Genomic DNA, 10659 nt, shown 5'->3' with positions numbered 1-10659 from the left:
CATTTAAAAGCTGTACTGCGATATCTAATCTTCTAGATTGTCCACCACTTAACCTTCCGACTAATGACTGTTTAAATAAAGATAAATTTAATTTGTCTAGTAAATCATCTATTTTTTGCATTCTCTCCTGCTTAGTGCATTTTTTTAATTTTTTACTAGCGTAAAATTCCATTATCTCTTGAACAGTGTTTCCCTTTCTCAAGACAGAAAATTGTGGAACATGTCCTAATTCATCGCCATCTATCTTTATAGTACCTGAATCTAGTTTTAGTCTCTTTAAAATTGCATCGAACAACGTACTTTTTCCTGCTCCAGAAACACCCATAATGGCTACAAGTCTTCCCGAATTTATTTTCAAGTTTACATCCTTTAATCTATACCATTTTTTCTTCTTATCGTATCTGGTTACGTGTTCCATTAAAATAGCTACATTTTTATTTGTCTTCTTGGTATTTTGATAAGTTTTTTTAATGTTGTTTTGCTTTATCTTGCTATTATCTACCTTTACCTTTTTAACTGGTTCAACCTGTTGATTTTTCTTTAATGGTACAAAGAATATATTTTTCTTCATACTGTAAAATGCATAATTATCGTTGAAGAAAATATCTCCGTCCTTTGGGATAAAATAGCCTGCATTTATTTTCCTTCCATGAAACACTATATTCTCTGCATCCCTTATTACATATCCCTTTTTATCCTTTTGTGCATTTAAAAATTTATGCTCATTCTGATTAAATATTTTCCAATTATTTTCTATATTATAGTCGTCGTCTACACATCCGATATAGACATTTTTATTTTCACTATATTGAATTTTTATCATACTTCCATGAACTAATCGGACTGCTGTCGATGTATCGTTCAACTGTTTATTATCTACAAATATCTTAATTTTGCCGTAGTTTCTAAAATAAAATTTTTCCTCATGATAAATTATTATACCTACATAGTCAGGTAAAAAATCTGCTTGTAGCTGAATATTTTCATATCCATCTCTCAATCTTCTCCCCAAATTTACTTTTGAATTTTTTTTATCTATTAAAATCTTCCTACAACCCTTATGAGGTTCAAATATTAATATGTACATAAACTTCTCCTACTTATATTTCTATTAAGAATTTTAATATCCCAATACTTCTATATCAGCTATACATGTATCATCGTACTTAGTACCATAATATACTGAATTTATTGTAAATTCAATGTAATTAGAATCAACTGGATCTATATTTACGACTTGATATCCCGTATTATCATCCTCTAGATATATAGTCTGTCTGCTTCCATCAGAAAATCTAAGCGATATTGATTTGGGTCTATTATTGTTATAGTAACCATTTTTCTTATTTACAAGTCCATTTACTATTTTTATTTTTTCAACAGTATATATAGAATCAAAATCTAATCTAATCCATTCTCCTTCTCCATATCCTGAAACTCCTTCTGACCATACAGTCGAAAAATCACCATCTAGAACTCTAGTAGAACCGTAATCTTTATTGGTAGAATCGTGCAGTATTGAACTGCATTCTGAATTTGTTATATATATCTTTTGTGTTTCCTTTGATTTTTTATTAGAAACTATAGAATTGTCTTTTGATAAATCCTCATTTTTTGAATCTTTATCCTCTAATTTACCTTTAGTATCTTCTTCAACAGCTTTAGTTTCTGCCTTTTCTTCTGATACAGATGATGTAGAAGATACTTCACTATCACCTTTTAAAATACCTAATTTTGGAATTATAAATACCACCAATAAAATCAACAAAATCGCTGATATAAAAATTATACCTTTTTTATTACTATAATCTACGTTATTATTATCTTTTTCATCATCTTGTTTAAATTCGAAATTTTGTACTTCTTCTTCATCCTCTTCATAATCGTAATCTTCAAAATCAACTTCTTCATCGTCATATGGGTCAAAATATACCACATCTTCATCCTTTTTTAGATCTATTTTAGACCTATCTTTTTTATCTAATTCTTTTCCACAGAATGCACAAAAATTTGCATTATCGTTATTTTCCCTATTACAATTTTTACATATCATACTCAATTTTCCTCAAAATTTAATTATATAGTTAAGCTAAAATATAAAGCACTTGCTAATTCAAGCGCTTTATATTTTTCAATAATTTTTAATTTGTGATTTATTATATTCTAGGATTAAGTTCTTTTTTATTATTTCTAACTTCTTCTAAAGTTTCTTCTAGTTTTTGTTCAACAAAGCTTAAAACATCTTCTGCATATTGATTTGATCTTTCAATCATTTCGTATTTGTATTTTTGAGCCTTTTCTTTTATTTCTTCAGCTCTTTCATTGGCTTTTTGAACTACCTCATTAGTTTCTATCATATACTCTATTTTTTCTTGATATTCTTTATCTAAAGCGTCTAAGTTTTTTTGATTTTCATTTAGTAATCTTTGAGCTTCTTTTTCTCCTTGTAAAATTATTTCTTCTGCTTCCTTTTTAGCATCACTTATAATTTTTACTCTTTCAGTATTTATCCAAGAAGCTTGTTTTACTTCTTCTGGAATTACAGATTTCATCTCTTTTATCAAATCTAAAATTTCATCTCTATCTAAAACAATTTTATGTGAAAAAGTCTTTGAAGGAGCCTCTTCTACCATTATTTCTAATTGTCTTAGTAAATCAATAAGTTCCATTTCCACTATTACTCTCTCCCTTTATTTTTGTTTTTTAAAGCTATTAAAACTTGTTCAGGTACTAAATTTTTAACATCTGCGTCAAATGTAAGAACTTCTTTTATTAAAGAAGAGCTTATAAACGAATATTTTGTATTTGTAGGTAAAAATATCGTCTCTATTTCTGGATTTAGTTCCTTATTCATATGTGCCATTTGAAGCTCATAGTTTACATCCGCTTCACTTCTAACACCTCTGACTAATGTACTTATACCGTTAGCATCACAATAATCCACTAATAATCCATCAAAACTGACTATCTTTATATTGTCCAAATGCGATGTACATGATTTAATTAACTCTACTCTTTCATCAAAAGTAAAAAGTCCCTTTTTATTAGGATTGTAAAGTACACCAATTTGTAATTCATCGAATATTTTAGATGCTCTACATATTATATCTAAATGCCCATTAGTAATAGGGTCAAAACTCCCTGCAAACATAGCTTTTGTGAACTTTTGCTTCATTATGCTTCTTCCTCCATTTTGTAAAATGTTAATGTTGTTTTTCCATATTTTTTGTCTCTACTTTTATATAATCTGCCAATATTTTCCGGAAAGCTATCCTTAGTATCGTGTTCAACAACTATTACTCCATCTTCTTCAAGCAAATTATTTTGATCTACCATTGACAGCGCATCTTCAAACATGTTTTTATAGTAAGGTGGATCCATGAATATGATATTGAATTTTTCGCCTTTATTTCCTAAAGATAAAATAGCGCTTTTAAAATCTATATTCATCGTAATACTTTCATTTTCTACTCTAGCCTTTTTTATATTAGACTTGACTATAGACATACTCTCCTTGCTCTTATCTACAAAAACACATTTATTTGCGCCTCTCGATAGACATTCTATGCCTAAAGAACCAGTTCCAGCAAATAAATCTAATACATTGCTGTCCATAATATCAAAATTTATTATATTAAATAGTGATTCCTTTACTCTATCAGTCGTCGGTCTTACATCTTGATTTTTAGGAGTGTTTAATTTTAATCCTCTCGCTTTTCCTGATATAACTCTCAAATTTCCTTCTCCCTTCAATAAATATATTCTAACATAAATTCTATTAATTTAATGATATTTCTTTATCAATATCGCTAAATTTTTCAATTATTTCTTTTTTTAGTAAGATATTTTCGTTTTTACTTAAGTTTTTATCGTTTTTCAAAATATTTTTTGCTTCCTCTTGAGCTAATTTCAATATCTTTATATGTTTAAATATATTAGCAACTTTAAGCTCTGGAAGACCGTGCTGTCTAGTACCGAAAAATTCTCCAGGTCCTCTGATTTCTAAATCCTTTTCTGATATCTTAAATCCGTCGTTGGTTTCTTCCATAATCTCCATACGCTGTTTGCATATATTGCTTTTAGAGGAATAAATCAATATACAATGAGACTTATGTGAACCTCTACCTACTCGACCTCTCAATTGATGCAATTGTGCCAGTCCAAACCTTTCTGCATTTTCGATAATCATCAACGTCGCATTTGGTACATTTACACCGACTTCAATCACTGTAGTGGAGACTAAAATTTGAATTTTATTTTTTTTGAAGTCATTCATTATTTGATCTTTTAAGGAAGGCTTCATTTTCCCATGTAAGACCTCTACATTTAAGTCAGAAAAATATTTTTCCTTTAGCTCTTCCTTTAAATCCTCTGCGGCCTTTGCTTCTATAGCTTCACTTTCTTCAACGAGTGGACATACTACGTATACCTGTCTTCCTTTGTCTATTTCATCTCTGATAAAATTTGTGTATATAAAATCCCTTTGTTTGGCTTCAAATGCCTTCGTATCTATAGGCTGTCTCCCCGGTGGAAGCTCATCTATTATAGATATATCTAAATCTCCATAAAGTATAAGGGCTAGCGTTCTAGGTATCGGTGTTGCAGTCATAACTAGGATATCTGGATTATTTCCCTTTGTAGATAATTTAGCTCTCTGTCTAACTCCAAACCTGTGTTGCTCATCAGTCACCACTATACCTAAATTATCGAATTCTACATTGTCTTCTATAAGGGCATGTGTTCCTATTAAAATATCTATTTCTCCATTTTTTACTTTATCTAGTACTTTTTCTTTTTGTTTTTTAGTCAAGCTACCTACTAGTAAACCTACATTTATATCAAAAGGAGATAATGTATCATTTAAAGATATATAATGCTGTCTAGCTAAAATTTCTGTCGGAGCCATAAGAGCTCCTTGATATCCATTTAAAACAGCCAAGGCAAGCACTAAAGTGGCTACTATTGTCTTTCCAGACCCTACGTCACCTTGTATTAGCCTGTTCATGACGTTTTCGCTTTGCATATCTTCTATTACCTCGTCAAATGCTCTAGATTGTGCATTTGTCAGCTTAAATGGCAGAGATTTTATTATATCATTTAATTTTTCTTTTTTTTCAAATTTTATACCTTTTTCATCGTCTATGCCATTTTTTAGATAAAATAAACCTATTTGCAAAATTAAAAACTCTTCAAAAATCATTCTATAAAGTGCAATTTTTAAAGATTGTTTATCACTTGGCATATGAAGATTTTTAACTGCAAAATCAATACTGCATAATTTATATTTATCTATTATATACTGCGGTAGATACTCCTTTATACTAACACCTTCATTATTATATACATTTTTTACAGTATTTACTATATCTTTATTTGTAACACCATAAGTAAGTGGATATATCGGTATCATCTTACATGTAGATGTAGGCGAATTAGTAAAAAACTCTATCTCTGGGGAGTTCATCTCCAAAATAGAACCCTCTCTCTTTACTTTTCCATAAACTATTACACTATCTCCTTGCTTAAATACCTTTGTGAGATAGTCCTGATTAAAGAATACAAGCGTTAAAAGAGCAGTTTCATCCTTTATAATAAATTTCGATATTTTAATATTATTTTTTGCGACATGGCTTTTTACGCTAGTTATTACTCCTTTTGTACATGCTTTTTCATCGTGCTCTAGCTGCCATATTTTTTTTACTTTGCTTCTATCCTCGTAAGCCCTCGGAAAATAATACAATAAGTCCTTTATTGTAAATATATTTAACTTATTCAGTTTCAAAGCTTTTTTAGGACCAATACCTTTTACAAACTGAATATTCTTATTTAAAATATCCATCTATCATCACCTAAAAAAATCCTCTACATTTAGAGGATGAATTTTCTTTTAAAAAGGGCTGCCAATAAATATTGAAACAGCCCCCATTATTTACATGATTTTATTTCTTTATTCAACAGATACTAAATAATAGTAAATCGGTTGACCTCCATAATATAATTCTATGTCTATATCTTCAAATTTTTCTTCTAAAGCTTCTTGTAAAGCTTCTGCGTCTTCCTTCTTAGTATCTTCTCCATAGAATAAAGTTATTATTGCACTATCTTCATCTACTAAGCTTTCTATAAGCTTTGTAGTTATATCATCTATATCATCACCTGCTGATAGTAATTTACCTTCGCCTAAGCCTATGATATTGCCCTCTTTTACCTCAACATCGTTTATAACTGTATTTCTAACAGCGTAAGTTACTTGACCGCTCTTTACTGTTTTTAAAGCTTCTAGCATATTAGCTTCGTTTTCTTCTATTGTTGAATCTCCATCGAAGCTAACTAATGCAGCAAATGCTTGAGATACATTTTTTGTAGGTATTACTATTATATTTTTATCGCTTAGCTCTTTAGCTTGGTTTGCAGCCATAATTATATTACTGTTATTTGGAAGTATAATTATGTTATTTGCATTCATCTCGTCGATTGCCTTCATGAAATCCTCTGTACTTGGATTCATAGTTTGACCACCTTCTATTATGTGATCTACGCCAAAATCTTTGAATATTTTAGCTAAACCTTCACCCATTGAAGTCGCTATGAAGCCAAATTCCTTTGGTTCCTCTTTAACTTCTTCTTTAGTATCTTGAGCATCTTGTATTACTTTATTTTCATGTTGTAGCTTCATATTTTCTATTTTTATTGTCAATAATTGACCAAATGCTAATGCCTCTTGAAGAACAGTACCTGGAGTATTAGTGTGAACATGTACCTTTATTACACCTTCATCTCCTACAACTACTAAGCTATCTCCGTATTTTATCATTATATCTCGCATTTTTAAGTCAGATATCTTATCAGTTTCAAGTATAAATTCTGTACAGTATTGGTATTTAATATCTTCTGTAGATATTTTGTTTTCTACTTTTACAGAAGTAGATTCAGCAGGTTGAACATCTTCTCCTTCTACACTTTCACCTTGTAGTGACTTCAACATTCCTTCATATACTAAAACTAATCCCTTCCCACCAGAATCTACAACACCAGCTTCTTTTAACGCATGTAATAGCTCTGGAGTTCTATTTAATGAATTATTAGCTTCATTTATTACAAGTGTCATAAATTCTACTATATCATCTTCTAAAGCAGCAGCCTTTAATGCATATTCAGAGCTTTCTCTCACTACTGTAAGTATAGTTCCTTCCACTGGTTTTATTACGGCTTTATAAGCTGTATCAGAGCCATTTTTTAAAGCCTCAGCTATATCCATACTAGAAAGCTGATCCTTGCCTTCTATAGATTTAGCTAAACCTCTTATTATTTGAGATAAAATAACACCAGAATTTCCTCTAGCACCCATTAAAGAACCTTTAGAAAGAGCTTTTCCAAGTTGTCCTATATCATCATTTTCTACTTTGTTTAATTCCTTTATTGCACAAGATATAGTTAGAGACATATTTGTCCCTGTATCTCCATCTGGAACTGGAAATACATTTAGTTTGTCTACTATTTCTTTATGATTTTTAAGATTATTTGCACCAGAAACAAACATATCTCTTAATTGCTTTCCGTCTATATATTGAATCATTTCTTTCCTCCTAAATTACTTTACTCGAATACCTTGGACGTTGACGTCTATTTTGCTGACCTTTATACCAGTGTCGTTTTCAACAGAGTATTTTACTCTTTCTATTATGTTATTTGCAACTGTAGCTATATTTATGCCGTATTGCATTACAACAAATAGTTCAATTTCTATAGTGTTGTTTTCTAATTCTGTTACTTTAACACCCTTTGCTATATTGCCTTCTTTTAGTAATTCCACTATTCCTTTTATCTTTTGTGAAAATCCTACTAAACCGTAGCTTTCCATAGCAGCTCTATATACTATTTGAGCTATAACTTGTTTATCTATTTCTATACATCCATATTTATTATTTACTTTTGCACTCATGGTTTTTAACCCCCTTAAGTTTTAATTTTTTATTACTTTTATTTTGTACAAAAACTATGTAAAATTTACATGATTGTTTAATTATTTATTTTAAAATTGATAATAAAGTATATTAAAATAACCAATCATTAGTATATAATACTATAAAATCACTATAAATTAAAGATTTTATGCAAAATCTTTATTTCAAATATATATAAATTTCAGATACTCAAAAAAATAATTTATGATTTTTCATTTTTAATATTTACATTATTACAATTTATATATATAATTTTATATGATAATGCAAAATTCTTCAATACGAAATAAATCATTATCATATTTGTCTTGCAAAATATTAATGTTTGTGTTAATATAAATATGTTTCAGTCTAAAAGATTATGGATTAAGGAGGTGTGCTAAGATGGCAAAAGTATGTTGTGTATGTGGTAAAGGTAAAGTTGCAGGAAACCAAGTATCACACTCAAACAAACATAATAAAAGAACTTGGTCTGCTAACTTAAGAAACGTTAGAGTTGTAGAAGATGGAACTCCAAAAAGAGTTAAAGTTTGTACAAGATGTTTACGTTCAGGAAAAGTTGAGAGAGCTTAATAATTTTATTATTATTAATTAAGGGATTACTGCAAAGTACTATGTATTGTGCAATAATCCCTTTTTTAATTTTAAAAGTCATCGATTTTAAATAAATAAAAAAAGCTTTATGGAGCAAATTCAAAATCCGCTCCATAAAGCTTTTTATTTTATATTATATATTATCAAATTAGCAAGTTATAGCATCTACTTCTTCAACATCATTACTATTAAATACATCGACATCTACATCTTTATTTTGATAAGCAACTATAGTAGTACAAACTGCATCTCCAGTTATGTTTACTGCTGTTCTAGTCATATCTAATATACGATCTATACCCATTATAAGCGCTATACCTTCTACAGGAAGACCTACAGATGCAAACACCATTGATAAAGTTATAAGACCTACCCCTGGTACACCAGCTGTTCCTATTGAAGCAAGTGTAGCTGTTGCAATAACTGTTAAATAATCCATTGGGGTTAAAGTTATTCCAAATGCTTGTGCGACGAATACTACGGCAACACCTTGCATTATAGCAGTACCATCCATATTTATAGTAGCACCTAGAGGTATAGTAAATGATGATATTTTCTTAGATACACCCATTTTCTTATTCAATGTTTCTATAGACATTGGTATTGTAGCGTTAGATGTTGCAGTTGAAAATGCAAACCCCATAACTGGAAGGAATTTCTTTATAAATTTAACAGGATTTAAGCCTGTACCTATTTTTAAGAACACCATGTAAACTACAAAGCATTGTACTCCCAACGCTAGGAAGACACTACCCATATATTTTAACATAGGCAAGAATGCATCAAATCCTATATTAGCAAAGTTTTTCGCTATCAAACAAAATACACCGAATGGAGCGACTTTCATTACAAGAACAGTCATTTCCATCATTAAATCGTTAAATTGTGTAAATCCTTTTAATAATAAATCTGCTCTTTCTCCCATTTTTGCGATTAATATACCTACTATTAATGCGAAAACTATTATTTGAAGCATATTTCCTTCTGCTAAACCTTGAATTGGGTTTTTAGGAATTATATTAAGTATAGTATCTGCAAAGCTAGTTGCTTCAGCAACTGTTGTATCGGCCTTTTGTATTGATGATAAATCAAGTCCTATACCGGGATTTATAACCTTGGCAACTGATAATGCCACAGTTATAGCTAAAGCAGTTGTAGCCATATAGAACATTATTGTCTTAACACCGACTTTTCCTAATGTCTTAGTATCTCCAATAGCTGCACTACCGCATATTAATGAACAAAATACTAATGGAACTACTAGCATTTGCATTAATCTTAAGAATCCATCTCCTAAAACATAAAAAACACCATTAATTAAAATGTCATCTCTAAAAGTTCCCTTTGGAACTAAGTAATATAGTATAACACCAAATATAGCCCCTAAGATAAGAGCGATAAAAATTCTAGTAGTTAGTCCAAGTTTCTTTTTACTATTTTCCATATTTCAATCTCTCCTTAAAAAATATTTTTATAAAACTTTAATTTTTCATTTTTATTTATTTTTAGACCCGTTTGATATTATACCATAAAATGAAAATAAATAAATAGAAATATCAATACACATAATTTTCTGTATTTTTAATTTTTATTTTTGGTTTTAATTGTAATTTTTCGACGCACAAAATTGCATATATTTGTTAAATTTTATACATTTTCATTGTATTTTTAAGTATTTATATAATTTTAATAGTTAATCAAATGCAATATATATTTTACTAAATTCCTTTTTTGTATATAAAACAAATTTACATTAAAACATATAAAAAGGATTTTTGCAAAAAAATATATATTTATTGCAAAAATCCTCATTTTTATTGCATATAAAATTAAAATCTAAACTCTAAAACTACTATTTGCTCTTTTTCATAAATTTTAAAATTATGTTTGAAATCCATTTTGGCATTTTAATAGTTATCATTTTCATATTAACCACTCCTCATATAATAAATTTTATTCATACTTTGTTCTATATATGATTCAAAAGTTATAATATGATGCCAACAAGCATAAAAGAGCAGTCTGTCAATTCAAACTGCTCCTTTAATAATTTTTATATCTATATTTTTAAATTTCTAATAACAAGTAAATAACCATCTTC

10 protein-coding genes are annotated in these 10659 nt (G+C 29.1%); 1 reads left to right on the top strand and 9 read right to left on the bottom strand.

Going from position 1 to position 10659, the window contains the following annotated elements; genetic code table 11:
* The 8 genes from MR593_RS03930 to MR593_RS03895 form a co-directional block, all read right to left on the bottom strand.
* Positions 1-1087, bottom strand: a 1087-nt coding sequence (locus tag MR593_RS03930; protein ID WP_290687090.1) for an ATP-binding cassette domain-containing protein, incomplete at its 3' end; no start/stop codon positions are given.
* 33 nt (positions 1088-1120) lie between these two features.
* Positions 1121-2053 carry an NADase-type glycan-binding domain-containing protein gene (locus MR593_RS03925; RefSeq protein ID WP_290687089.1) on the bottom strand — a complete coding sequence of 311 codons (933 nt, stop codon included), beginning with the start codon at positions 2051-2053 and terminating at the stop codon, positions 1121-1123.
* Between the two features lie 103 nt (positions 2054-2156).
* Complete coding sequence (locus MR593_RS03920; protein WP_290687087.1) at positions 2157-2675, bottom strand: hypothetical protein; 519 nt, start codon at positions 2673-2675, stop codon at positions 2157-2159.
* Positions 2676-2677: 2 nt separating this feature from the next.
* Entirely contained in the window at positions 2678-3175 is a 498-nt protein-coding gene (gene coaD, locus MR593_RS03915) for a pantetheine-phosphate adenylyltransferase (RefSeq protein ID WP_290687086.1), read from the bottom strand.
* Entirely contained in the window at positions 3175-3753 is a 579-nt protein-coding gene (gene rsmD / locus MR593_RS03910) for a 16S rRNA (guanine(966)-N(2))-methyltransferase RsmD (protein WP_290687084.1), read from the bottom strand. The genes coaD and rsmD overlap by 1 nt, the downstream gene beginning before the upstream one ends.
* Before the next feature lie 25 nt (positions 3754-3778).
* Positions 3779-5839, bottom strand: a complete 2061-nt coding sequence (gene recG / locus MR593_RS03905; protein ID WP_290687082.1) for an ATP-dependent DNA helicase RecG — start codon at positions 5837-5839, stop codon at positions 3779-3781.
* A 108-nt stretch (positions 5840-5947) separates the two neighbouring features.
* On the bottom strand, positions 5948-7576 hold the full coding sequence (locus MR593_RS03900; RefSeq protein WP_290687081.1) for a DAK2 domain-containing protein: 1629 nt from the start codon (positions 7574-7576) through the stop codon (positions 5948-5950).
* A gap of 15 nt (positions 7577-7591) precedes the next feature.
* Complete coding sequence (locus MR593_RS03895; protein ID WP_290687080.1) at positions 7592-7942, bottom strand: Asp23/Gls24 family envelope stress response protein; 351 nt, start codon at positions 7940-7942, stop codon at positions 7592-7594.
* A 406-nt stretch (positions 7943-8348) separates the two neighbouring features.
* Between MR593_RS03895 and rpmB the strand changes: the two genes are divergently transcribed.
* On the top strand, positions 8349-8537 hold the full coding sequence (gene rpmB / locus MR593_RS03890; RefSeq protein ID WP_290687078.1) for a 50S ribosomal protein L28: 189 nt from the start codon (positions 8349-8351) through the stop codon (positions 8535-8537).
* A gap of 169 nt (positions 8538-8706) precedes the next feature.
* Here rpmB and MR593_RS03885 read toward each other — a convergent pair whose 3' ends face one another.
* On the bottom strand, positions 8707-10002 hold the full coding sequence (locus tag MR593_RS03885) for a dicarboxylate/amino acid:cation symporter (protein ID WP_290687076.1): 1296 nt from the start codon (positions 10000-10002) through the stop codon (positions 8707-8709).
* Between the last annotated feature and the right edge of the window lie 657 nt (positions 10003-10659).

Source organism: Intestinibacter sp., assembly GCF_022780145.1.
Classification (GTDB): Bacteria; Bacillota; Clostridia; order Peptostreptococcales; family Peptostreptococcaceae; genus Intestinibacter.
Note: the sequence above shows the minus strand (reverse complement) of the source record. Positions and strands in the feature narration are given on the sequence as shown.